At 51.4% G+C, this 23,694-nt stretch carries 24 protein-coding genes; 2 read left to right on the top strand and 22 right to left on the bottom strand.

Annotated features, from left to right (window positions below; genetic code table 11):
• Nucleotides 1-4: 4 nt before the first annotated feature.
• The 9 genes from BQ7364_RS18165 to BQ7364_RS09125 form a co-directional block, all read right to left on the bottom strand.
• Nucleotides 5-472 carry a type I restriction-modification system subunit M N-terminal domain-containing protein gene (locus BQ7364_RS18165; RefSeq protein ID WP_200798786.1) on the bottom strand — a complete coding sequence of 156 codons (468 nt, stop codon included), beginning with the start codon at nt 470-472 and terminating at the stop codon, nt 5-7.
• Nucleotides 473-515: 43 nt separating this feature from the next.
• A complete protein-coding gene (locus tag BQ7364_RS09165) occupies nt 516-1,505 on the bottom strand; it encodes a restriction endonuclease (protein WP_072684432.1) in 990 nt (329 codons plus the stop codon).
• Nucleotides 1,506-1,611: 106 nt separating this feature from the next.
• Nucleotides 1,612-1,821, bottom strand: a complete 210-nt coding sequence (locus BQ7364_RS09160; protein ID WP_072684431.1) for a helix-turn-helix domain-containing protein — start codon at nt 1,819-1,821, stop codon at nt 1,612-1,614.
• A 138-nt stretch (nt 1,822-1,959) separates the two neighbouring features.
• Complete coding sequence (locus tag BQ7364_RS09155; protein WP_072684430.1) at nt 1,960-2,205, bottom strand: DUF6061 family protein; 246 nt, start codon at nt 2,203-2,205, stop codon at nt 1,960-1,962.
• A 524-nt stretch (nt 2,206-2,729) separates the two neighbouring features.
• The gene (locus tag BQ7364_RS09145) at nt 2,730-2,963 is read right to left on the bottom strand and encodes a complexin-2 (RefSeq protein WP_072684428.1); all 234 of its coding nucleotides are present in this window, start codon (nt 2,961-2,963) and stop codon (nt 2,730-2,732) included.
• Between the two features lie 93 nt (nt 2,964-3,056).
• Nucleotides 3,057-4,244, bottom strand: coding sequence for an AAA family ATPase (locus BQ7364_RS09140; RefSeq protein ID WP_072684427.1), 1,188 nt, complete (start codon nt 4,242-4,244; stop codon nt 3,057-3,059).
• Complete coding sequence (locus BQ7364_RS09135) at nt 4,234-4,569, bottom strand: plasmid mobilization protein (RefSeq protein ID WP_002566187.1); 336 nt, start codon at nt 4,567-4,569, stop codon at nt 4,234-4,236. The genes BQ7364_RS09140 and BQ7364_RS09135 overlap by 11 nt, the downstream gene beginning before the upstream one ends.
• Before the next feature lie 4 nt (nt 4,570-4,573).
• Complete coding sequence (locus BQ7364_RS09130; protein WP_072684426.1) at nt 4,574-5,656, bottom strand: site-specific integrase; 1,083 nt, start codon at nt 5,654-5,656, stop codon at nt 4,574-4,576.
• Nucleotides 5,657-5,658: 2 nt separating this feature from the next.
• Entirely contained in the window at nt 5,659-5,862 is a 204-nt protein-coding gene (locus BQ7364_RS09125; protein WP_002566189.1) for a hypothetical protein, read from the bottom strand.
• A gap of 310 nt (nt 5,863-6,172) precedes the next feature.
• Between BQ7364_RS09125 and BQ7364_RS09120 the strand changes: the two genes are divergently transcribed.
• Complete coding sequence (locus BQ7364_RS09120) at nt 6,173-6,661, top strand: helix-turn-helix domain-containing protein (RefSeq protein WP_072684425.1); 489 nt, start codon at nt 6,173-6,175, stop codon at nt 6,659-6,661.
• Between the two features lie 294 nt (nt 6,662-6,955).
• Here the strand turns inward: BQ7364_RS09120 and guaA are convergent, their stop codons facing one another.
• The 10 genes from guaA to BQ7364_RS09070 form a co-directional block, all read right to left on the bottom strand.
• Nucleotides 6,956-8,263, bottom strand: coding sequence for a glutamine-hydrolyzing GMP synthase (gene guaA / locus BQ7364_RS09115; RefSeq protein ID WP_072684424.1), 1,308 nt, complete (start codon nt 8,261-8,263; stop codon nt 6,956-6,958).
• Nucleotides 8,264-8,444: 181 nt separating this feature from the next.
• A complete protein-coding gene (locus tag BQ7364_RS09110; protein WP_006060786.1) occupies nt 8,445-9,947 on the bottom strand; it encodes an IMP dehydrogenase in 1,503 nt (500 codons plus the stop codon).
• Nucleotides 9,948-10,094: 147 nt separating this feature from the next.
• Entirely contained in the window at nt 10,095-11,444 is a 1,350-nt protein-coding gene (locus tag BQ7364_RS09105) for a dihydrolipoyl dehydrogenase family protein (protein ID WP_072684423.1), read from the bottom strand.
• Nucleotides 11,435-12,430, bottom strand: coding sequence for a lipoate--protein ligase (locus BQ7364_RS09100; protein ID WP_072684422.1), 996 nt, complete (start codon nt 12,428-12,430; stop codon nt 11,435-11,437). Before BQ7364_RS09100 ends, BQ7364_RS09105 begins: the two co-directional genes overlap by 10 nt.
• Before the next feature lie 4 nt (nt 12,431-12,434).
• Nucleotides 12,435-13,865, bottom strand: coding sequence for an aminomethyl-transferring glycine dehydrogenase subunit GcvPB (gene gcvPB, locus BQ7364_RS09095; RefSeq protein ID WP_072684421.1), 1,431 nt, complete (start codon nt 13,863-13,865; stop codon nt 12,435-12,437).
• The gene (gcvPA, locus tag BQ7364_RS09090; RefSeq protein WP_072684420.1) at nt 13,862-15,184 is read right to left on the bottom strand and encodes an aminomethyl-transferring glycine dehydrogenase subunit GcvPA; all 1,323 of its coding nucleotides are present in this window, start codon (nt 15,182-15,184) and stop codon (nt 13,862-13,864) included. Before gcvPA ends, gcvPB begins: the two co-directional genes overlap by 4 nt.
• Before the next feature lie 3 nt (nt 15,185-15,187).
• Nucleotides 15,188-15,571, bottom strand: coding sequence for a glycine cleavage system protein GcvH (gcvH, locus tag BQ7364_RS09085; protein WP_072684419.1), 384 nt, complete (start codon nt 15,569-15,571; stop codon nt 15,188-15,190).
• Nucleotides 15,572-15,737: 166 nt separating this feature from the next.
• On the bottom strand, nt 15,738-16,820 hold the full coding sequence (gene gcvT, locus BQ7364_RS09080) for a glycine cleavage system aminomethyltransferase GcvT (RefSeq protein ID WP_072684418.1): 1,083 nt from the start codon (nt 16,818-16,820) through the stop codon (nt 15,738-15,740).
• 119 nt (nt 16,821-16,939) lie between these two features.
• Nucleotides 16,940-18,952 carry a ferrous iron transport protein B gene (feoB, locus tag BQ7364_RS09075; RefSeq protein WP_072684417.1) on the bottom strand — a complete coding sequence of 671 codons (2,013 nt, stop codon included), beginning with the start codon at nt 18,950-18,952 and terminating at the stop codon, nt 16,940-16,942.
• Nucleotides 18,949-19,182, bottom strand: coding sequence for a FeoA family protein (locus BQ7364_RS09070; protein WP_072684416.1), 234 nt, complete (start codon nt 19,180-19,182; stop codon nt 18,949-18,951). Before BQ7364_RS09070 ends, feoB begins: the two co-directional genes overlap by 4 nt.
• A gap of 140 nt (nt 19,183-19,322) precedes the next feature.
• On the opposite strand from BQ7364_RS09070, the gene BQ7364_RS09065 reads away from it, so the two are divergent.
• Complete coding sequence (locus BQ7364_RS09065) at nt 19,323-21,023, top strand: proline--tRNA ligase (protein WP_072684415.1); 1,701 nt, start codon at nt 19,323-19,325, stop codon at nt 21,021-21,023.
• A gap of 452 nt (nt 21,024-21,475) precedes the next feature.
• Here BQ7364_RS09065 and BQ7364_RS17980 read toward each other — a convergent pair whose 3' ends face one another.
• The 3 genes from BQ7364_RS17980 to BQ7364_RS09045 all read right to left on the bottom strand — a co-directional run bounded on the left by BQ7364_RS17980 (nt 21,476) and on the right by BQ7364_RS09045 (nt 23,360).
• The gene (locus BQ7364_RS17980) at nt 21,476-22,225 is read right to left on the bottom strand and encodes a TIGR04076 family protein (protein ID WP_159432783.1); all 750 of its coding nucleotides are present in this window, start codon (nt 22,223-22,225) and stop codon (nt 21,476-21,478) included.
• The gene (locus BQ7364_RS09050; RefSeq protein ID WP_072684414.1) at nt 22,222-23,046 is read right to left on the bottom strand and encodes a PfkB family carbohydrate kinase; all 825 of its coding nucleotides are present in this window, start codon (nt 23,044-23,046) and stop codon (nt 22,222-22,224) included. Before BQ7364_RS09050 ends, BQ7364_RS17980 begins: the two co-directional genes overlap by 4 nt.
• A 113-nt stretch (nt 23,047-23,159) precedes the next feature.
• On the bottom strand, nt 23,160-23,360 hold the full coding sequence (locus BQ7364_RS09045; RefSeq protein WP_072684413.1) for a hypothetical protein: 201 nt from the start codon (nt 23,358-23,360) through the stop codon (nt 23,160-23,162).
• Between the last annotated feature and the right edge of the window lie 334 nt (nt 23,361-23,694).

Raw genomic sequence — 23,694 nt, 5'->3', positions numbered from 1 at the left:
GCTCTTACCGAGAATCCTGGGCAAATTTCCGCATCAAAAATTCGTAGGCATCGCCCAAAATGTCATCACCGCCAGCGCGGTTGTTGGTGAAGTCCAACTCCGGTTTCTGGAAAATTTCCACGAGACCAGAGAGCTTATCCACCGCTTCTTTGTCGGTGCCCAGTTCCTCGCTGTTGAAGTCGGCAATGTCAATAATACCTTTCAAGTCGTTGGCTTCTGCCAGCTTGCCAATGATGATATTGATGCCTTCACCAATGTTTTTCTTGTATTTCAGCGCAGCAATATCGTCAAAACTACCGCCTTCCGGCACTTCAATGTCCCAGTTATCGCTGCTCTTGAAGCGGTCGGACACATACTTTACAAACAGCAGTGTCAGAATGTAATCCTTATAACGGGCGGGTTCCACACCACCTCGCAGTTTATCGCACGCAGCCCATATTTGGTTGTAAATTTCGCTCTTTTTAATTGCCATCGGTATCTCTCCGTTCCTTTCTAATTTCCTGTCAGGTTCCCATTTATTCCTCCAACGGAACGGGGATATATACCATTTTCAGGGGGATCATTTTTCGATATTTGACACTGAGCTGGTCGTAATATTTCAAGACCAAATCCACAAGCTCTGTGCCGTTAATACCCCGAATAATAGGAGTGTTATCCGGGTATCTCTGCGCATTTTTGGTATAGTTGGACAGTGTCACAAACAGGCCATAATCTCCTTCACGCATAGCACCTTTTAAGGACTGTATGGTAGTCTCTTTGATATCTCCATCCTGGCTTTTGACCTGGACAACAATGCGGGGCGGCAGTTCGTCTTTATAGGCGGTAATGTCGATACCGCTGTCACCACCATGCGGCGACAGAATCGTGCGGTAGCCCATAGCTTGCAAAAGATTTGCTACAAACGGCTCCAAATCATACCCTTTGAGATTTTTACTTAGCTCTTTTAAGATAAAATCGCGAGTGGCCTCGATGATTTCATCCGCCGTTTGTGCAACCGTCTCATCAGTATCCGGTTCCACAATATCGCCTTTAAAGTTTTTATCCAAAGCTTTCAAATACTCATCCGCATAGTTTTTCACCTGGAAAAAGCTCAGTGCCGAGCCGACTTCGTGCAGAGCCCCCTGGGAAAAGGCTGTGCGTGGCAAATGTTTAAGCCACTTTACTTTCCGGCGATTGGGATATAGCGCTGCAGTATCCTCATAGAAATAAGAGCTTTCAACAATTCCAATGTTGATCTTACGGTCAATCTTAGAGGGGAATACAACATAGTCACCTTCCTGTACCTCATGAACGAATCGGTACAGCATTCCGGCACTTGTAGCAATTGAACCCTTTTTAGCGTCTGGATAGACGGCGTTATACTTTTCTTTATAAGCATCACGGGATGCGATTATGGACGACAAGTTACCCATTCCTTCCCATCCGATTGCAATTAAATTTTGATTCAAAAAAAGTGGGTCATCCATGGTATGGATTCCCCAAACCGTTTTGTTTGCTGCCGCCATCACAGCCACACTCCTATCCGATCTTTTATGGCTTTTCAGTCTGCAATAGTCTTATAAATCGAAAGAAACTGTCAAACATCAAACCCTGTTGTCAAATTATCTTTGTCTATTTTTCTTCGGGAACAAACTCCAGAATATCGTCCACGCCGCACTCCATAACATGGCAGATCCGTTCTATACTTTCGATGGAAACATACTCGTTTCGCTTTAGGCGGGTGATAATATTGGCACTAAAACCAGCCTTTTCTTTCAGCTGTGCGTTACTTATCTTTTTGTCGATCATCAAATGGAATAAGCGGTCATAACAAATCGCCATTTTAATTCCTCCAAGACAATAAATGCTTAAGTTTATTTTATCACATTATCGTGAAAACTCAACTATTAGTTATCCTCTCGAAGAAAAATCCACCAAAGGCGTATCTTTTAGCATATTGCTTCTAAACGGATTTTATTTTTAATCTAATGGAACGATCTTTGTTACAGTTTTTAGATACAGTTCTGGCTCACCATTCAAAATCAGCTCAGCATAGGCCAGCGGATCGTTGTAGATCAGCCAGTCTAGCTCTGACCGCTGATACATACTATTCGCCACTTCGTTCTCTACGGCGGTGCAGTCGATGGAAATCAGTGACCCATCATCCAGGCGCAGCTCCACGCAGGCGGTGTCCAGGTTGAACTCACAGGACAAAATCTTTCTCATAGTCGTTACCTCCTGATGTTTAAATTTCGGTTGATTTTCCGCAGAGGCACAAGGTCGGTTTCGTTAATTTTAGAATCTGGCAAGCAATGCGTGTGGCTATCCACACACAAATCCGGCAAGCAATGCGAGTGTTAATACACACTCACATTTTCTGCCGTCTGCTTGTTGAGGGCAGCGCCCCCAAGCCCCCTTGAACACAGAATTTCATTCTGTGGCTGCGCGTTCTGCGAACGCTTTTTGCCCTGTACCCGGTATCCTGTTTCGGGACATAGTGTGTCGTGAAACGCGACATCCTATGGCGCTTTTGGAGTACCCTAAAATGGGGTACCCTCTTGAATAATGGGGTGGCAAAACGCCACCTCATCCGAGATATTTTTTAGCAGAATTTCTTTGCCCAAACTGCTGTCAGCCATTCCTTCTGGCAGCAGAAAAAACAGGAGCGTGTCACGCTCCTGTCCCTACCAACATAGAGAAAACTTTTATGCTAATCTCATCGGTGAAATTAGTCTAAACGGAAGCTTATCTTACCAGCGAAAATCCGGGAACACTCCACGCTTGTCCAGATACTCCTGCCGAGCCTGCTCCCGTTCTTCTGCGGTGGGTGCAGTCTTATATTTTGCATACAGTTCATGCCGCACCATCGCATCCAACTTTTGCTCCAACCCCTGATGAATTTCCTCAGCATAATCATCGTCATAGGCCAGATGATACCCCACCAAAGCTACAAAAAGGTCATAGGGAATTTGTACACTTTTCATATTCATTTCCTTTCCGCGACGGTTGCGACGATAGCGACGGTGTTTTTGACGGTATCATTTTCACCGTCGCGACCGTCGCTATCGTCGCGCCCCTTATTCTTCGGTTACTTCACAGGCAGTTGACTCTATCAGCAAGGTCAATTTCACTTGCCGACCGGAGTGTTTGGCCTTATTTTCATAGCCAACATGGTATTCCTCCAGCAGCCTGCCTGCCTTGACATTCAGGTACTTAGTGAGGGCATTGGAGGCTATTCCCGTTTGGATGGCTTCAGCCAGTTCGGATGGAGAGCCGATCCACTCCCGGCACTCGGTGGAAACCAACTTTGCAACCGCATCCAGCACCGGGTCCGGCGGTTCTTTATACAGTTCGTTTTCCATGCGTTCCAGATTCCAGATCTGGGTCTGCGGGTCCTTTTTTAAGTAAAGGATCTGATCCGGCTGATCCCGCCCCACAACTTTGATGGTAGCGTCCAGCTCCGTGCGTTTTTTCTTCTGCATCAGCAGCGAACCATCTGCACAGCCCAGCAGCCCAGTGGTGCCGGAAATCGTCTCAAAGGAATCGTCTGCCTGCTGCTTTCGGGTGTGATGAACGGTCAGAACACAGATACCGTGCTGATCGGCAAACTGCTTGATTCTGCCGATGATCTCATAGTCGCTGGCATAGCTGTACGCTTCGCCGCCTACCTCACGGATCTTCTGCATAGTGTCAATGATGATGAGATTGGTGTCCGGGTGCTCCTGCACGAAATTCTTCAGCTGTTCATCCAACCCATTCCCAATCTTTCCGGCGGCGGTGGCGAAGTGGAGGTTGGGGGTATCGTTCACGCCGTACATCATAAACATCCGGCTCTGGATACGCTGAAAATCATCTTCCAGCGCAAGGTAAAGTACCGTCCCCTGATGGACTTTATATCCCCACAAATCCTGCCCGGTACTGACATGGTAGGCAATCTGAGCCACCAGGAAGGACTTGCCGATTTTGGGTGCGCCGGCAAGGATATATGCCCCTGCATAAAGCAGGCCTTCCACCACCGGAGGCCTACTCTTATAGGTGGTTTGGAACAGCTCTGTCATGGTGAGTGTATGCAGGTATCGGGGGTCTGTCATACGCTGTATCTTGCGGTACATTTCTTCCAGACTGTCCTGGGAGTTTACAATTTCATCGTTGCTTTTTTGTCCGGAAGTGGGTATACTATTTTCAGAGTTTTTTGAGATTGACTGCCCATCATCTGCGCCAACAGATGAACCCTGGGCGGTCATTTTCTTTTTCTCATCGATCATAGGCGAATTCCTCCTGCATCCCGTTCATAATGGTTGTAATCATTTGGATCGTGTCCAGCAGCTCGTCGCTCACGCCCTGTCCGGCTTCGATTCGGCGCAGCTCGTCCAGCACGGCAGACAACTGATCCCGCAGGGCTTTGTAAACCTTTGGGTTGCCCTGCACCACCACATCTCGTTCCAATAGCCGACGGATAATGTAATCCTGCTTGGTCAGGCCGGTGAGTTTCACCAGGGTTTCCAGTTGGAGATCCTCTTCCGCCGATACTCGAAAAGCCACCGTCTTGTTTCTCCAGCGGTTGTGGTTGTCATAGTTCTTCTTGGACATCTTCTTACACCCCCTTCTCATTTTTCAGTGAATCCAACTTGTCAGCCATTTCCACCTGTCGAGTGGGGAACAGATGGGCATATCGGTAAGTGATGTCGATACTCTCATGCCCCACACGCTCTGCAATAGCCAGGGCGGTAAAGCCCATGTCGATCAACAAACTGATGTGGCTATGCCTCAAATCGTGTATGCGAATCCTTTTCACCCCAGTTTGCTTACAGCCACGGTCCATTTCTCGGTGGAGATAGCTTTTGCTGATGGGAAACATCCGGCTGTCCGGCTCCACTCCATAAAGCTGCTTGAGGTAGTCCTGGAGTTCATCACAGAGGAACTGCGGCATCTGGATCACGCGGTTACTCTTGGGTGTTTTAGGCGTAGTGACCACATCCTGCTTATTGAGCCGCTGGTAAGACTTATTGATGGTGACAGTGCGCTTTTCAAAGTCAAAATCTGCTGGGGTCAGGGCCAGTAGCTCTCCCTCACGGACACCGCACCAGTACAGTACCTCAAAGGCGTAGAAGGACAACGGCTTGTCCATCATGGCTTCGGAAAATCTAGTGTACTCCTCCCGGGTCCAGAACAGCATCTCCTTTCGTTCCTCCGCCCCCATGTTACCAGCCTGTCGAGCTGGGTTGAGGTTCAGGCCGTAAAACCGAGCAGCATGGTTGAAAATGGCGCTAAGCTGGTTGTGAACTGTCTTCAGGTAAGTTTTCGAGAGAGGTTTGCCGTGGCAGTCCCTCAACTCCCGGATTTCATTTTGCCAACGGATAATGTCCTTTGCCGTGATCTCCGAGAGTTTTCGATTCGCAAAATAGGGGAGGATCTTTTTCTTAATGATACTCTCCTTGGTGAGCCAGGTATTGAGTTTCAGCTTGGGTTTAATGTCCTTTTCATAGAGAGCAACGAAGCTCTCAAAGGTCATGTTCACATCAGCCTGTTTTTCCATCAGGAACTCCCGTTCCCATTCCAGCGCTTCTCGCTTGGTGGCAAAGCCACGCTTGAGCTTCTGCTGGCGTTCACCCTTCCAATCGGTGTAGCGGAATTGAACATACCAGGTGCCATTGTCCTTATTTTTGAACGCTGCCATAATTATTTCTCCTTCCTTTCTGTCTCAGATCTTGTACCGTAGAATTTTTCGTGGAAAAACTTTCGGTCAATTCGCCCGGCAATGGTGATGCAGCCGGTTTTAGCCAGTTCCTCATTCATCTGTCGAATGATCCTATAGGCAAAGGGGATGGAGATCCCCAACTCCTCCGCCACTTCGTTGACACGCATAAAAATCTGATTTGCCATAGTAAATACCTTCCTTTCTTTGTTGATCGTTTCTGCCTGCTAATTTTGCTTTTCATAAAGACCTCCTCACTTGCTACTGCCACTTTTTCTCGGTTTCGCAACCAAAAATCTGATGGTCCATTTGATTTACTATATTATCTAAACTTATTAGCTTAGTATTTTTATAATACTATACATATAAGCTTAGTTCAAGTGTTTTGAAAGAAATTGAAAGAAATATTATTAAATAAATTTGCTTAGATTATCTTGACAAAACTAAACAAATATGCTATGTTTCAAATAAGAACAATCATAGATTGGAGTTGGTCACATGGCGATTGGTGAACGAATTCACTTTTTCCGTCTCCTGCGGGGGATGACACAAAAATATCTTGGCATGTCACTGGGCTTCCCGGAGAAGTCTGCTGATGTGCGCCTTGCACAGTACGAAACAGGATCAAGAACCCCAAAGGCAGACCTGGCCGCTGCCCTGGCTGAAGTGCTGGATGTCTCGCCTCATGCACTCTCCGTTCCGGATATAGACTCCTATGTGGGGCTCATGCACACCCTGTTCACCCTGGAGGACAAGTACGGGCTGAAAGTCACCGAGCAGGACGGTGAGCTTGCCTTACAGGTGGATTTCCGCAAAAACCAGGATGCTGCCCGGCTGCATGAGATGCTTTGGGCCTGGCGGGAACAAGCCGCCAAGTTGGAGGCCGGAGAGATCTCTCAGGAGGAGTACGACCGCTGGCGTTACCATTACCCGGAGTACGACAGCAGCCAAATCCGCGTCAAGATGCCGCCGGAGGGTCTGATCTAACCCCTCTCACTTGTAGGCCACGGCAGAGGCCGTTTGTTGCACAAAATCAGAAAAATCAGATAAATGAGAGCAAAATAAAAAAGGGCTAACTGATCAGCAAAAATCAGTTAGACCTTTTACTTATGAATAAAAAGATGAGGATTTTTAGGCTACTCGCAAGCCACCCGATTTTTCTTTTCAAACTCAATAAATCGGGATTTGACGAGTGCTATCAATCTGCTATCAAATGGGGATTTTGAAAATCAAAAACCCAGTGTTTATGCGGGTTTGTGGGCCCTCATATCCACTTTTTGCTTATTCCCACTCGATCGTCGCACATGGCTTCGGCGATAAATCATAGCAAACCCGGTTCACATTTTTGACTTCCTTTAAAATCCGATCCGTGATCTTTGTCAGCACCGGCCAGTCGATCTGTTCAATCGAAGCGGTCATCGCGTCGATCGTGTTGACGGCGCGGATGATCACCGGATACTCAAAGCAGCGCGCATTGTTCTTGACGCCCACCGATTTGAAATCCGGAACAATCGTGAAATACTGCCAAACTTTCTTATCCAGTCCCGCCTTCGCAAACTCCTCGCGCAGGATCGCATCCGATTCCCGCACCGCTTCCAGCCGTTCTCTTGTGATTGCGCCCAGGCAGCGGACGCCCAGTCCCGGCCCCGGGAATGGCTGACGGAAGACCATGTCATGCGGTAAGCCCAGTTCCAGGCCGCATGCCCGGACTTCATCCTTGAACAGATAATACAACGGTTCAACTAACTCGAAATTCATGTCTTCCGGCAGGCCGCCGACATTGTGATGCGACTTGACGACCTTCGCGGTCTTCGTGCCCGATTCCACGATATCCGGATAGATCGTGCCCTGCGCCAAAAAGTCAATCCCTTCCAGCTTGCGCGCTTCTTCCTCGAACACACGGATGAACTCAGCGCCAATAATTTTACGTTTCTGTTCCGGATCCGCTACCCCTTCCAGTTTCGTTAAGAACCGCTCGCTCGCATCCACATAAATCAAGTTCGCATCCATCTGATTGCGGAACACTTCAATTACACTTTCCGATTCACCCTTGCGCATCAGGCCATGATTGACATGCACGCACACCAGCTGCTTGCCGATCGCTTTGATCAACAAGGCTGCGACGACCGAAGAATCAACGCCCCCGGACAACGCAAGCAGCACCTTTTTATCCCCGACCTGACGCCGGATCAATTCGATCTGGTCGGCAACGAAGTTTTTCATATTCCAATTCGCTTCCGCATGGCAAGTGTCAAACAAGAAGGAATTCACGACCGCTCGCATCGCGTCTTCCTCTGCCGGCCACTGATCAAGGCAATGCTTGCCCTTGGCCGCCGCATAATTCACTGCCAGCACCGGGACGCCTGCATCATAGATAAAATCACGAACTTCAATCGCCTTGCCGTCGACGATGTTCAGCGGGCCGCCGTTAAGGATGATCCCCTTGACATTATCCAGCTTCGCCAGTTCTTCTTCCGTGATATCATGCGGTTTAATCTCGCTGTAGACACCCAGATCACGGATCATCCGCGCCAGTACGGTATTTTCATCGCTGCCTAAATCTAAAATTAAAATCATATCCTGTTTCATCGCTGTTCCTCCTTCAACTTCCTTTTTATTCCAGTCCTAATGTAACAAAATTCGGGTTTCTTTGCAATCGCCGATTGCCTTTCTTACCAACTTTTGAATTTTGCCAACTTATCTTGATCCCCTTCCCCCTTTAGAAAAAGACCGGAGGTTTCCGATCTTTCACTCAGGGTAAGGGAAAAGCTTATTTCATCGAGCTCTTGTCTTTGACAATGACGTCGTGCGCCCCGCCTTCGACAATCGAGGTCGCGGAAACCAGGGTCAGCCGGGCATTCTGCTGCAGCTCAGGAATCGAGAGTGCACCGCAGTTGCACATGGTCGATTTCACCTTATACAACGTCAGCGTGACGTTTTCCTTTAACGTTCCGGCATACGGAACATAGGAATCGACGCCTTCCTCAAAGCTCAGCTTCTGAGCGCCGCCCAAATCGTAGCGCTGCCAGTTGCGGGCACGGTTGCTGCCTTCGCCCCAATACTCTTTGACATAGGTGCCATTGACCATCAGCTTCGTTGTCGGCGATTCTTCAAAGCGGCTGAAATACCGTCCCAGCATGACGAAATCCGCGCCCATCGCTAACGCTAAGGTAATATGATAATCGTAAACGATGCCGCCGTCCGAACAGATCGGGATGTAAATTCCGGTCTCTTCAAAATATTCGTCACGGGCTTTCGCAACTTCGATGACCGCTGTCGCCTGACCGCGGCCGATGCCTTTGGTTTCACGGGTGATGCAGATGGAACCGCCGCCGATGCCGACTTTAATGAAATCCGCGCCGCTCTCCGCTAAGAACCGGAATCCCTCGCGGTCGACGACGTTTCCTGCGCCAACCTTAACGGAGTCGCCGTATTTCGCACGGATCCAGGAAATCGTGCGCTTCTGCCATTCGCTGAAGCCTTCCGAAGAATCGATGCACAGCACGTCAACGCCCGCTTCCACTAACGCCGGAACACGTTCCGCATAGTCGCGCGTGTTGATGCCCGCGCCGACGATATACCGCTTGTGGCAATCCAGGAGCTCATCCGGATTTTCTTTATGCGTGGCATAATCCTTACGGAAAACAAGATACAACAGGTGCTGATTCTCGTCGATGATCGGCAGCTGGTTCAGCTTGTGTTCCCAGATCAGATCGTTGCAGTCCGACAAGGTGTCGCTCTCATGACCGACGATCAATTTGTCATACGGTGTCATGAAGTCCGCAACCTTGGTTTCCGGCGCCATCCGGGAAACCCGGTAATCGCGGCTGGTAACCATGCCGACTAAGCGTCCGTTGGCAGTTCCGTCCTCAGTGACCGGCATCGTGGAATGTCCTGTTTCCTCGACCAGTTCAAGAACCTGCGCCAGCGTCATATCCGGCGTAATGTTGGAATCGCTGACGACAAAGCCGGCCTTGTGATTTTTCACACGGGCAACCATCGCCGCCTGACTTTCAATCGACTGTGATCCAAAGATGAACGAAACGCCGCCTTCCTTTGCCAGCGCCACCGCCATCCGGTCATCGGACACCGCCTGCATGATCGCGCTGACCATCGGGATGTTCATTTCGATCGCCGGTTTTTCACCTTTCTTGAACTTGACTAACGGCGTCTTCAGGCTGACAGACGTCGGGATGCACTCGCTGGAAGAATAGCCCGGAACCAACAGGTATTCGCTGAAGGTATGAGACGGTTGATCATAGTAATATGCCATAGTATTCGCTCCTTTTCCCTTTTTGTATTATCCATGATTATAATGAAATTGTGCCCCAAAGTAAAGGATTAAATGATCCGTTTTGAAAAATTTTACAATTCTTACGATAAAAGGCGGTCCTCCGGTAAAAGAGAGCCCGCCTTTTCGTTATTTTGTACGCTTATATAAGGTATGAATGGCATGCTGATCAAAGTCCATCAGCGCTTCGTGCAGCGCTTCGCTCCAGGTTGGATGAGCCATGATCACGCGCTGGCAGTCGTCGATCGTCAAATGCTGGCTGACGGCCTGAGCCACTGTGCCGATCCAGTCGCTGGCATGCGCTCCAGCAATCACCCCGCCCACTAACTGACGGGTGGCCGCATCGGCGATCAGCTTGACAAAACCGCGCGGCGCCTGTTCGATCATGGATTTGGAATTGCTTAAGGTGCTGGTCTTGCCCACGATGACCGATAACCCCTGCGCCTGCGCTTCCTCCTCCGACAAGCCGACCCACGCCGCTTCCGGATGGGTGTACAGACATGACGGCACGCAGTTTAAATCAAACTGCGGCGTCCGGCCCAGCATTGTATCCACCGCATTGATCGCCTGCGCGCTGGCCAGATGCGCAAGCTGAATCCGGCTGGTCACATCCCCAGCAGCATAAATCGTAGGAACTGACGTCCGGCCGCAGGCATCCGTGATCAAACGGCCGCGCTCCTGCGCCAGCGCCGGCGCGCAATCGCATAACACCGGTTTGCGTCCGGTTGCGGCGATGATCCATTCCCCTTCCACGCACATCGGTTTTTCCTTTTCTACATAGTCTACGGCGTTTTCATGAATCTGGGTGATCGTAATGCCGCAATGCAGCTGCGCGCCCCGGCGCTTGAGGATCATTTGAAGATTCTGCGCGATTTCCCGATCCGCCTGAATCAACGGCCGCGGAGCAGCTTCCAGCAGCGTTACTCCAACTCCCAGATCCAATAATAAATCCGCAAATTCCAGGCCGATCACGCCGGCCCCGATAATCACAGCCTGCTGCGGCAGCGGACGATCCCACTGCAGCACCTGATCCGAGGTCATCGCCAGTTCAATTCCCGGAATCGGCGGAACTGAAGTCCGGGAGCCGGTCGCGATCAAAATATGCTCAGCTTCAATGATCTCATCATTCACACTGACCGTCTGCGGGCCGGTAATTTTCGCTTCGCCATGAAGAAACTGGATTGAATTGCCTTTGATCAGCTGGGCAATTCCCTTCTGCAGCTTCCCCACGGTGTCTTCCTTCTGCAGCCGCAGTGCTTCGCCGTCGATCTCGATCTTGGCGTACTGCGCCGCAATCCGCAGCTGATGCGCCTGGTATAACAGGCTTTTAGTCGGAATACACCCGCGGTTAAGACATGTGCCGCCGACCTGGTCTTTTTCGATCAGCACGACCTGCATGCCGCATTGAGCGGCGTGAATTGCCGCTTCATAGCCGGCCGGGCCGGCGCCGAGAATCACAAGCTCGGTTTTTAATCCCATTTTGCTTCCTGCCCTTCTATTTCTTGGCTGATCCACGCAATGCATTCCGGGATCAGCGGATGGTGCGGACTTGCGGATAAAGCGCGTTCCTGCAGCGCCTGGGACGTCAGCGGACAATCATGAAGCAAGGCTTCCAGCTCCGTGATCGCCGCCGCATCCATCGCGTCGGTATACAGCCGGCAGGCGCAGATACGCTGTGACTGCAGCTGCAGCTGCGCCTGGATCTCACCCCAGGCGAAACGTTTTTCCAAGCATAAATCAGCCTGGAATTTCTCTGGGAACAGCCAGGCGTCGCTGCGGTAAAACTGGGCCAGCGCTTTGATTTCCGCAATCTGCGCCGGCGTCCATTCCCACATTGTTCCCGGTTCTCCATAAACCTGTTCCATCGCTTCCCGCAGTGCGGTTTTCAGCCGGCTGATCGTCATCATTGGCGCGCATTCCTTTAAATTGATGACGCGCTGACGGACGGAATCGACGCCGTTGCCTTTCAGCTTCGCGGCGGATACCTTCAGGTATCTGGCCACTTTCTCACTATCCGTATTGACGAGCAGCGTGCCGTGATGAAAGCTGCCGTGGGGGCCATGATAAAAGGCGTTGCCGGAAAATTTCCGGCCCTGCGCCGTCAGATCGTTGCGGCCTGAAAACTGCGCGTCCACGCCGAACTGACGCACGGCCTGCAAAAGCACGGAGCATTGCCGATGCAGATCAAATTGATCGTTGGGAACCAACATCGTAAAGTTCAGGTTGCCCAGATCGTGATAAACCGCCCCGCCGCCGGAACAGCGCCGGGCTAACAAACCGCCGTCCTGCTTCAGCGCCGCCAGCCGGCATTCCTTCAGCGGATTCTGGTTTTTGCCGATGACAACGGTATGCTCGTTTTGCCACAGATAGAGAATTCGCCGGCCGTCGAGATGATCGCACAGCCACTTCTCCATTGCTAAATTAAAGTAAGGGTCAAAAGTCTGACCCTCTGTAAAATACAGCATTGTGCTATTCGTTTCCCTTTTGCCAGCGCAGAATCGGATGCCGGGCCGCCTGAACCTCGTCGATCCGGCCGACTGGTGTCGTCGTTGGACATGCCTGCAGTGCCTGCGGATCACTGGCCGCCAAGTCAAGCAGCTCACTCAGCACGCGCACCGCTTCATCGAGCACCGCCTTCGGTTCGGTTTCCGTCGGTTCCACCATCAGCGCTTCTTCCACAATCAGCGGGAAATACATCGTCGGCGGATGGATGCCGCGGTCGATCATCCCTTTGGCGATATCCATCGCGCTGACGCCCAGGTCGTGGTGCTGACGTTTCAGCGTCATTACGAATTCATGCATGCATGGCTGATCAATCGCCATATCGTAGCTCCGGCTCAGTTCATGTTCCAGATAGCGGGCGTTAAGCACCGCGACCTGGCTTGTCCGGCGCAGACCTTCCTTGCCCAAGATCATGACATAGGTTAAAGCCCGGACCATGACGCCGAAATTGCCATAGAACATTTTCATCCGGCCTAAACTTTCCGGACAGTCTTCATGAATCCGTCCGTTTTCGATCCGCGGCGACGGCAGATAGGGAATCAAATGGCGTTTGACGCCGATCGGTCCGCTGCCCGGCCCGCCCCCGCCATGCGGCGTGGAGAACGTCTTATGCAGATTCAGATGGACAACGTCAAAGCCCATATCGCCCGGACGCGCAATGCCCATGATCGCGTTCAGATTCGCGCCGTCGTAATAAACCAGACCGCCGGCGTCGTGAATGATTTTTGTGATTTCCAAAATATCTTTTTCAAACAGGCCCAATGTGTTTGGATTCGTCAGCATCAGCGCCGCGGTCGTTTCATCCGCCATCGCCCGCAACGCTTCCACATCGACGTTGCCTTCCGCGTTGCTTGGAATCTGCTTGACCGTAAAGCCCGCCATCACCGCACTGGCCGGATTGGTTCCATGAGCGGAATCCGGCACGAACACGACGGTGCGCTGATCTTCATGACGGCGTTTCAAATAGTTGCGGATCGTCATCAGGCCGCTGAATTCGCCATGCGCGCCCGCGGCCGGCTGGAAGCAGAACGCATCCATGCCGGTGATCTGCGTCAGATATTTTTCCAGCGTTGCGACAACTTCCAGACAGCCCTGCACATCTTCTTCCGGCGCCAGCGGATGGATCGCCGTAAAGCCCTCCAGGTTGGCCGCGTCTTCGTTGACTTTCGGATTGTATTTCATCGTGCAGGAGCCTAATGGATAAAAGACGTGATCGACGCCTTTGACCCGCTGGGAACATTCGGTGTAATGGCGCACGACCTCCAGTTCGCTGACCGAAGGCAGCTGCGGTTTCTCAGCGCGCAGTTTTGTTTTTAAAGTATACGCAGGAACCTGAAGCTTTGGCAGCGCCACGCCCCGATGTCCCTGGGTTCCGCGTTCAAAAATCAGCTGGCTCATGCTGCCACCTCCCCGATCAGTTCGACCAGATGATCCATATTTTCCTTATGGTTCACTTCCGTCGCGCACCACAGAATCTCGTGATCGCTCAGCGGCAGTCCGCCCAGGATGCCGTGATCTTCCAGATGTTTGAGCAGCACGCCGCTCGGCACCTCGCTGACCGTTACGAATTCATGGAAGAATTCGCCAGGATATTTCAGCTTGAGCTTAGTTTTTTCACATAGCTCCTGCGCTAAATAGTGGGCGTTGCTGACACAGTGCGAGGCGACCTGTTCGATGCCTTCCGTGCCCATCGCGCTGCAGTAGATCGCCGCTCTCAGCGCGCATAACGCCTGATTGGAACAGATCGAGCTGCTGGCCTTTTCCCGGCGGATGTGCTGTTCACGGGCCTGCAAGGTCAGGACGTAAGCCCGCCGGCCTTCGTGATCGGTACTCTGGCCGACAATCCGCCCGGGCAGCTTGCGCATCATCGCCGATACGCTGGCCATAAAGCCCAGATACGGCCCGCCGAAGTTCAGCGGCATGCCTAACGGCTGGCCTTCGCCGACCGCAATCACAGCGCCGGCTTCCTTCGCTGACGGCAGCAGCGCCGCCGCGATCGGATTGATGTGCAGAATCCCTTTTACCTTTTTCTCCGCCGCCGCTGCAAACAGCGTTTCTGCGTCTTCAATTAAACCGAAATAGTTCGGCTGCTGCAAAAGCAGACAAGCGGTATCCTCGCTCAGCGCTTCCCGCAGCACGCTTTCTTCCAGCACGCCGTGCAGACATTCCAAGACGGTGATTTCCATACCGTAGGCCTCGCCATACGTCCGGATTACCTGCAGGATCTGCGGATGCACCGACGCCGGCACCAGCACGCGGCGATGCTTCGGATCCCGGCACATCAGCAAGGCTTCAGCCGCGGCCGTCGCGCCGTCATACACACTGGCGTTGCTGACGTCCATGCCCGTCAGCTCGCAGATCATCGTCTGATATTCAAAAATGGAATGCAGCAGTCCCTGACTCATTTCCGCCTGATATGGCGTATACGCCGTCAGAAACTCGCCGCGGCTGGACAGCGCGTTGACGAGACTCGGGATGTAATGGCGGTAAGCGCCCGCCCCGCGGTAGAGATCTTCATAAATCCGGTTGTGCGAGGCCATTTTCTTCAGCTTCGCCAACGCTTCAAATTCACTCATGCCCTCCGGCAGATCCCAGCCGTCTTCTTTTAAAAGCACCGCTTCGGGCAGATGTCCGGTTAAAGCGTCTAAATCTTTCAGCCCCAGCGAATCGAGCATCGCCTGCAATTCTTCCGGGCTGGATGCAATGTAATCGCTCATGGGCTACTCCAGCGTCGTCAGATATTCGCTGTAGGCTTCCGGGCTTAACAGATCGTCTAATCCACTGACGTTCTCCATCACGCAGATCCAGTTGCCGTAACAGTCCTCGTTCAGCTTTTCCGGAGCGTCGATCAATTCCTCATTCGTTTCTTTGATCATTCCGGCGACCGGCGAATAAATTTCACTGACGGCTTTGACGGATTCGACGTCGGCTAACGCGCCTTCCGCTTCGACTTCCTCGCCGGCGGGATGCATGTCGACAAACACGATATCGCCCAGACTGTCCTGCGCGTAATCGGAAATCCCGATTTTCACTGTGCCGTCTGGCAGCGTTTCAACCCATTCATGCGACTTGCTGTAAAGCAGACCTTCTTTTACGACTGACATTTTGTGTGTCCTCCTTCATTTCTTATTTTATTTTTATTGTCCCAGTCCCGCCGGTTTTTTCCATTCCGGCAAGGACTGCAGGTTTCCTCGTTCAAGCGGAAGCTGAGGCCATGTTTCTGCGCTTCACGAACGTTTTCCTTCGCCCTTTTCCGTCCTTTGATCCGCGTTATTTCCGTTTGTAAAACGGCATCGGCGTGATCAGCGCCTTCATGCTTCGGTTTCCATGAACAACCTCGACCTCAGCGCCATCCTGAGCGTGATCGACGTCGACATAGGCCATCGCGATCGCTTTGCCCAGCGTCGGCGCCATCGTCCCGCTGGTGATGTGACCGATGACTGCTCCATCCTGGCGAACCTCGTAATGCTCGCGGGCAATGCCGCGGTCGAGCAGTTCCAGACCGATCCGGACCTTCGTCAGACCTTTTTCCTGAATCCCCTGCTTGCCGAAAAAATCAGCTTTACCCAGCTTCCCCGCGAAGTTCAGCCCCGCCTCTAACGGTGAGGTCTCAGCGTCCAGCTCATGCCCATACAGTGGCATCGCCGCTTCTAAGCGCAGCGTGTCGCGCGCGCCCAGTCCGCACGGGATCAATCCCAGCGGCGTTCCGGCAGTCATGATCGCCTCGACGATCGCCATCGCGTCTTCATTGCGCATGTAAATTTCGACGCCGTCCTCGCCGGTATAGCCGTTGCGCGAAACCAGACAGGCCTTGCCAGCGACCGCGATCTGATCGGTAAACCAATACGATTTTGCCGGCAGTGAAGTCAGATCGGCAATCTTGCCCAGGATCTCAATTGCTTTGGGGCCCTGCAGCGCAACTTGCGAAATGAGCGATGAAACATTGCGCAGCCGGACGTCGAGACGGCAGTTCTGATTAAACCACTCCCAATCTTTCTGCTTGTTGGAAGCATTGACAACACATAAAAAATGCTCGTCGTCAAACCGGTAGACAATCAGATCGTCGACCGTGCCGCCGTCTTCATAACACAGGCAGCTGTAGCGCATCTGTCCATGTTTCAGATTGGCGATCTTGTTGGTCAGCAAATGATCGAGAAAAGCGGCCGCTTCCGGGCCTTCGACGAGAAATTCGCCCATGTGCGACACATCGAACAGTCCCGCTTGTTCACGGACCGCCTGATGTTCTTTCAGGATGCCGGTTGGATACTGGACGGGCAGCCAGGTGTCGGCAAATTCAACGAGCTTGCCCTGGTGGCTTTGATGAAAGTCGTATAACGATGTTTTTTCTGTCATCTTCGTTTCCTTTCCTTTTCAGGTTCCTCTTGTAGCTTTATTATAGCGAAAATGAAAGCGCTTTTCCATAAAGTTCTGCACTTCACAAGACAACTCTGTTCTTTTTCCTATCCAACCGATTACAGCCAGAACAGCAAGCGTCCTAATTGGAACAAAAGCAGACTGACCGCATACGGCAGCGCCAGCATGATCGCGATGGATTTCAGCATCAGCTTCGTTCCATATTCCTGCCGCAGGGCGTTGAGCGTCATGATGCAGGGAATCGAAAACAGACAGTAGACAAGGAAGCAATAGGCCCGCAGCTTGCCTAACGGATCTGGAAAGAGCGCGCCCAGTTCGCTGATCAAACCGGCATCCTGCCCTTCCTGACTGAAATCCGCCAGATGCACGACACTGTTTTTCACCGCTTCGCCCAGACCTGAAATCAGGTTCCGGGATTCCTCAGCAAAGTCCGGCGGCGTTTCCGTCGTTTCGCTTAACACCGAAGCCAGAAAACCGACGACTGTTTCCTTGGCCGCGATGGATCCGGGCAGGCTGGCAACCAATGGCCATTGCGTGCCGAAACCCAGCGGTTCGTAAATCACGGACGCCGCCTTGCCAAACTGCGCGGCATAGGACGTGGCGATCTCCCCGGTCGGAAAATAGGTCAGTCCCCACAGCACTGTCATCGCCAGCATCACGACAGTCAGCGCTTTACGGGTGTAATTTTTGACTTCCTGGCGGACCTTGTTGAACACCACCGGCAGCGATGGGCGGCGATATACCGGCAGCTCCAGCACCATCCACGGCTGTTTGCGATGCTCCGGCAGCGACAGCACCAGCGATAACACCAACGCGCTGACCAGGCTTAATCCATACAGCGTAAACACGACCAACCCACCCTGTCCGGGAAAAAACGCCGCCGAAAACAACAGATAAATCGGCAAGCGCGCGCCGCAGCTGATTAATGGAACGACCAGCGCTGTCCGCCGGCGGCTGCTTTCCTCTTCAATCACGCGCGTCGCCATCACGGCCGGAACATTGCATCCCAAGCCTAACAACAAGGAAACAAACGCTTTGCCGCTGCAGCCAAACGGCCGCATCAGCCGGTCCATTAAAAACGCGATCCGGGCCATATAGCCGCTTTCTTCCAGCAAGCCGAGGAAGAAATACAAAAATGCCATTAACGGTAAAAAGCTGAGCACACTGCCGATCCCTGCCAACAACCCATCGCAGACCAACGATTGCACCCAGGCCGGCATTGAGGCCAATAAGAGCCGGCAGCCGTGCTGCATCCAGAGAGTTAATTGATTCAGCCATGCCACATACGGCGCGCTGCCATTATAGATAAGCATCAGCATCCCAAAGCTCATCGCCAAAAGCAGCGGCAGTCCCCAGATCCGGTGCAGCAGCACCGCGTCGATCCGCTTGGTTTTTAACAGCCGCCGCTGTGGATCCTGACGAACATGGCTCATCAAGCTGTCGACCGCTCGGTACAGCGCCTCATGCATCGCTTGCGGCTGGCGGTCACAGAGCTTTTGATAGGCTTGTTTCTTCAGCGCCAGCGGCGAGGCAAAGGGTTCTGCCAGCTGCAGCGCGTTGACTTCATCGACCCACGCCTGTTCCAACGGTTTTGGCAGCAGCGGCCGGTAGCCGTCAAAGGGCTGATGCAGCATCGCCAGAACGGTGTCCTTCACCTGCCGGCCGGCTTGCTTGTCAAAAGCGCTGGCGCAAAGAATCGGACAGGCCAAACGGCGGCTCAGCTTTGCCGCATCAATCTCAATTCCATTTTTCAGCACCTCGTCGTAAAAGTTAAAAATCAGAATCATCGGAATCTGCAGCGTCCTTAATTTCAGCGTCAGCCGCAGCGCCCGCTGTAAATGCGTCGCGTCCAGGACGTTGATGAGACAGTCGATTGGCTGGGATTCTAGAAAGTCCTGGGTGATTTGTTCCTCGTTGTTGGTTTTCTGTAAATCATAAATGCCCGGCAGATCGATCAGGGTAATCGCTTCCTTATCCCATTCAACCTGTGCCTGCTTGCGCTCCACCGTAACGCCCGGCCAGTTGCCAACTTCAAACCCAGCATCCGACAGTGCATTGATCCAGGCAGTTTTCCCGGCGTTGGGATTGCCGACAAAGGCTACGGTCTTCATTCGGTTTTCTTCAAAGCGACATGGATCCGCGCGGCATCTGGCCGGCGCAGCGCGATCAGGCTGCCCCCGACGCTGTATTCCGCCGGATCCTGCAGCGGCGCACTGCGGACAAATTCAATGTCCTCGCCCACCCGCAATCCCAGCGCTTCCAGCCGGTCCGCCAGCGCCGGCGGCAGGTCAATGCGCGTGATGACCGCACTGAGGCCGGATGGCAATTGTGTTAGTTTCATCGCTGACTCTCCTTTCCTTACAGACTATGCTTATAAAAAGCCCTTCCTTCCGCGCAAATTTCGACATCCTCACTCTGGTATAACAGGCAGATTGTGGTATAATCAGAAAGGTTAATTTCAAAGAATAGGAGAGAAGCGTTATGAGATTAAGTCAAAGTTTCTTTACGACTCTGCGTGAGAACGTAAAGGATGAAGATTCCGTCAGCGGTAATCTGCTGGTTCGCGCGGGCATGATCAAAAAAAGCTCGGCAGGAGTCTATATGTACCTTCCCCTTGGGTATAAAGTGCTGAAAAAAATTGAAAACATTGTCCGTGAAGAAATGGATCAGGCGGGAAGCCAGGAATTGTTGATGCCGGCGTTGATCCCGGAAGAAGTTTACGTCGCATCCGGCCGGCGGGATAACTTCGGTTCCAGCATGTTCTCGCTGAAGGACCGGTTTAACAAGAGCTATGTTCTCGGTCCGACGCACGAGGAACTGTTCGCTGTTGCGGCGGGTATGAAAATCCGCTCATACAAGGACATGCCGTTCAATTTATATCAGTTTCAGACGAAGTACCGGGATGAAGCGCGGCCTCGCTATGGTTTGATCCGCGTCCGTGAGTTCATCATGAAGGACGCTTATTCCTTTGACAAGGATGAAGCGGGCATGGATGTCGCCTATCAAAAGATGTTCGACGCTTACAAGCGGGCGTTTGACCGGATGCACATGGATTACAAGATCGTCCGCGCTGATACCGGCGTCATGGGCGGACTCTTGTCCGAGGAATTCCAGGCGGTCACGGAAATCGGCGAGGATGTTTTAGTTCTGTGCGACCAATGCAGCTTTGCTTCCAACCTGGAAGTTGCGCCGTGCAAAGATGAGGGCGCTGACAGCACGGAAGCGCATCTGCCGAAGGAATTGGTGGAAACACCGAATGCGCGCACGATCGAGGAAGTCACCGAGTTTTTGCATGAAGCGGCCAATCAGTTTGTCAAGACATTGATTTACAATATCGACGGCAAACCGTTTGCGGTGATGGTCCGGGGCGATCGGGAAGTCAATGAAACGAAGGTTCTCAAGCTTGTCGGTGGATTGGAAATCGCGCTGGCAGAACCTGAGATGGTCGTCGAAGCGACGGACGCCAAAGTCGGCTTCGCTGGTCCGATTGGTCTGCATTGTCCGTTAATCATGGATCTGGAAGTTTCGCATATGGCGAATTTCATCACCGGCGCCAACAAGACGGGATATCACTATATCCATGTCAATCAGGAAGATTTCAAAGCGGATTACACGGCGGATGTCCGGCAGATCATGGAAGGCGATACCTGTCCGATCTGCGGCGGCAAGATCGTCTTTAAAAAAGGCATTGAAATCGGGAATACGTTTAAATTGGGAACGAAATATGCCCAGGCAATGGATCTGGAATATCTCGATCAGGAAAACAAACTGAATCCGGTCTGGATGGGTTCGTATGGCATAGGCATCGGCCGCTGCATGGCCGCGCTGGCTGAACAGCACAGCGATGAGCATGGCTTATGCTGGCCGATCAATATCGCGCCGTATCCGGTAGCGATCGTCGTCATTGCCAAAAAGGATGAGCAGCAGATGGCTGCCGCGGAACAGCTGTATGCTCAGCTGCAGGCCGCTGGCGTCGATGTCATGCTGGACGACCGGGATGAACGGCCGGGCGTTAAGTTCAAGGATATGGATCTGATCGGCACACCGATCCGGCTGACCGTCGGTAAGAAAATCGGCGATGGTCTTGTTGAGATGAAGCTGCGCAAGGCGGAAAAAGCGGAAGACATCAGCATTGACAACGTAGTCGCTAAGGTTTTAGAGCTCATTCATCAAGGTGAGTAAGCCAAAAGGACAATCACGATAAAATAAAAAGTGATCTTCTGGGCTCAATGTCAGAAATCACTTTTTTATTGGCGTGAATAGCGTCATTCCCTTTTATTCTGATGGATGTTGGATCATCCTCCCTCACAAGCTACATTTTCGTGACAGTGAGTTTTTAATCTAAGCTCATAATCGGCAGAACCCGATTGTCTTAATCTTCCTCCGCTTTTCCAGCTTCTCCACGCCGGCGTCCGCTTCCCGGGATCAAGGAATCTCGAACCTTACAAAACTGTGAGGATTTTGTCACGCCTGTCCATGGTAGATCCGCCAGGATAAGCATAGAATAAAGACAAAGGAGGAACATCGCTTATGAAATCATTGTTGGAAGTCATCACCGCTCTTTTCGGCAGTCTTCTGTTCTTCCGCCGGAAGACCCCTTTCCGTTTAGGTCAGGTTCCGAAACGAACGCAGCTTTAATTGATTATCCTGTGATAAACCAGAACGCTTTGATCCTCAAAATCGAAGCGTTTTTCCAATTTATAATTCAAACGGCTTAAAAGGCGCTGACAGGCCGTGTTTTCCATGGCAACATAGGCTTGCAGTACAGAAACATTCAAAGTTTGACTGGCAAAATCCTTTGCCCAGCTCAGCAATTCCTGTCCCAATCCGCAGCCCCAGGCTGGTTCATCCAGAAACAACGTTACATCCCGCATTTCAGGCTTCTCCGTTTGCTTTAATGCCAGCACACCCACCGGTTCCTGCGTCGATTTTCTGGTCACAAGCCAGGCATTGTTAATTCCCGCGGTCAGCTGCAGGATTAAGTCTACGGCCTCCGAACGAGATTTCAACGTCGAAAAGCGCATATAGCGGGCAACGGATTCCTTGCCGGCCATCGTCAGGACGGTATCTGCATCTTTGACAGTCAATGGCGTAAGCTTCAGTCGTTCTGTATCCTGACTCACCAGTTTTTCAATCCGGTAAACATTGATCGTGTCGACATCCGGACAGCAGAACACTGCGCAATTTTCCTGATTGCCGGGAATCTGTCCGCCATAGCGAAGAATATCGATGTAAGGAAACGCGACATGCGCCGCCATCGGACACAGCTGGCCGCGTTCTGTGTCAAAGTCATAACTATCGCCGATCTGATGTCCCCGGTGACAGCCGTTGGGTCCCTTCCGATCAATCAGCGTGATGATGATCTTAGCCCGGGAATTCATCATAGAATCCCCCGGTTTTCAGCGATGGCCTGTTCTATCCGCAGGCCCCGATATAAATCGGAATTGTACTGATTTTGACGAATTAACGCTTCAACGGCATCCATTGCTTTTTGACACGCTTCCGGCAGCGGTTTCTGTTGCAGCAATGCCCCTGCCAAAACGGCGGAGAACACGTCGCCGGTACCGGGAATCCGAACGTCAATCATTTCAAACGGGAGATTGAAGCTGACGCCCTGTTCATCCCGTCCGCAAACATAATGACCTCCCTCTTCCGCGAAAACGACGCTGGTGATCACGACCGAGCTGCAGCCTAACGCTGTCAATTCGTCCAGCAGCTGATCCTTCTGTTTCCGGGTAACGCTGATCCCCCAGTCAGGATGCGAGCATAACAGTGCCGCTTCCGTTAAATTAGGAACGATCACCTGCGCCGAAGCGGCTAATTCTCTGCGCAGTTCGACAGCGGAAGGATCTACGCCCGGATACAAATGCCCTTCATCACCCAGAATCGGATCGACAATTTTCAGAGCCTCCGGATGACGGGCAAACAATCGTTTTAATAATTCTACCTGTTTTTCTGAAACGAGAAATCCCGTGCAGATACAATCGAACTGAAAGTTCAGCTGATCCCAGGCATTCAGCGTATTCTCCATGAATTTCGTCGTATCCTGAATATCAAAAACACCGTAATCCAGCGTATTGGACACCAGCGCGGTCGGCAGATTATGCACGATATGTCCCTGTGCTGACAACAGCGGAATCATAACGGACAAGGCGACTTTCCCAACGCCGCACAAATCGTTAACCAGTAGAATTTCTTTTTCCATATCCAACTCTCCCTTTAATTCACAGCGTTATTATAGCATGCCCTCAGAACAAACGTTTGCCTCAATCGTAGAGATTGAGAGAAAACTAGTCTATCCAGCGAAAAATATTTAATCTATAATGAACTTTCCTTTTCTGATTTTTCGATATCACGTTGAATGAGTGATTTAATATAATTTGTTTTATCTGTTTGCTTTTCCAAGTGATTGATAATCGCTTGATCTTTTTTCAGACTGAAACGAAACGCATACTGTTTATAGAACTTTTTCTTATATTCATTAACATAAGCCGCTTGATTAAAAGTCTTTTTTTCCATTGTTTTCTGCCTCCTTTTTGCATATAATAGAGATGGGAAAAAGAAAGGCTCAAAATAAGTCGATCTCTTTAAGAAAAGGAAGAAGCACACCGATTAAACTGATAATTGCCGTTATTAGTTTAACGATTTCAATAATCAGACTGATTTGGTCTTGATTATTGGGCGTGCTTCTTTTTCTCTTGCCCTTGGACTTCCCCATCTCTTCACATCCTTTCCTCGGGCAATTTAAGTCCAGCATAGACTAGTCTATAACTCAATAATGAAGCCAACTTATTTGAGTTTTAAAAACAAGATATCCAAGGGTTAAAAAAAGCAATGAACGACGGACTTGGCA

The organism is Holdemania sp. Marseille-P2844, from assembly GCF_900120005.1.
In the GTDB taxonomy this organism is placed as follows: Bacteria; Bacillota_I; Bacilli_A; order Erysipelotrichales; family Erysipelotrichaceae; genus Holdemania.
Note: the sequence above shows the minus strand (reverse complement) of the source record. Positions and strands in the feature narration are given on the sequence as shown.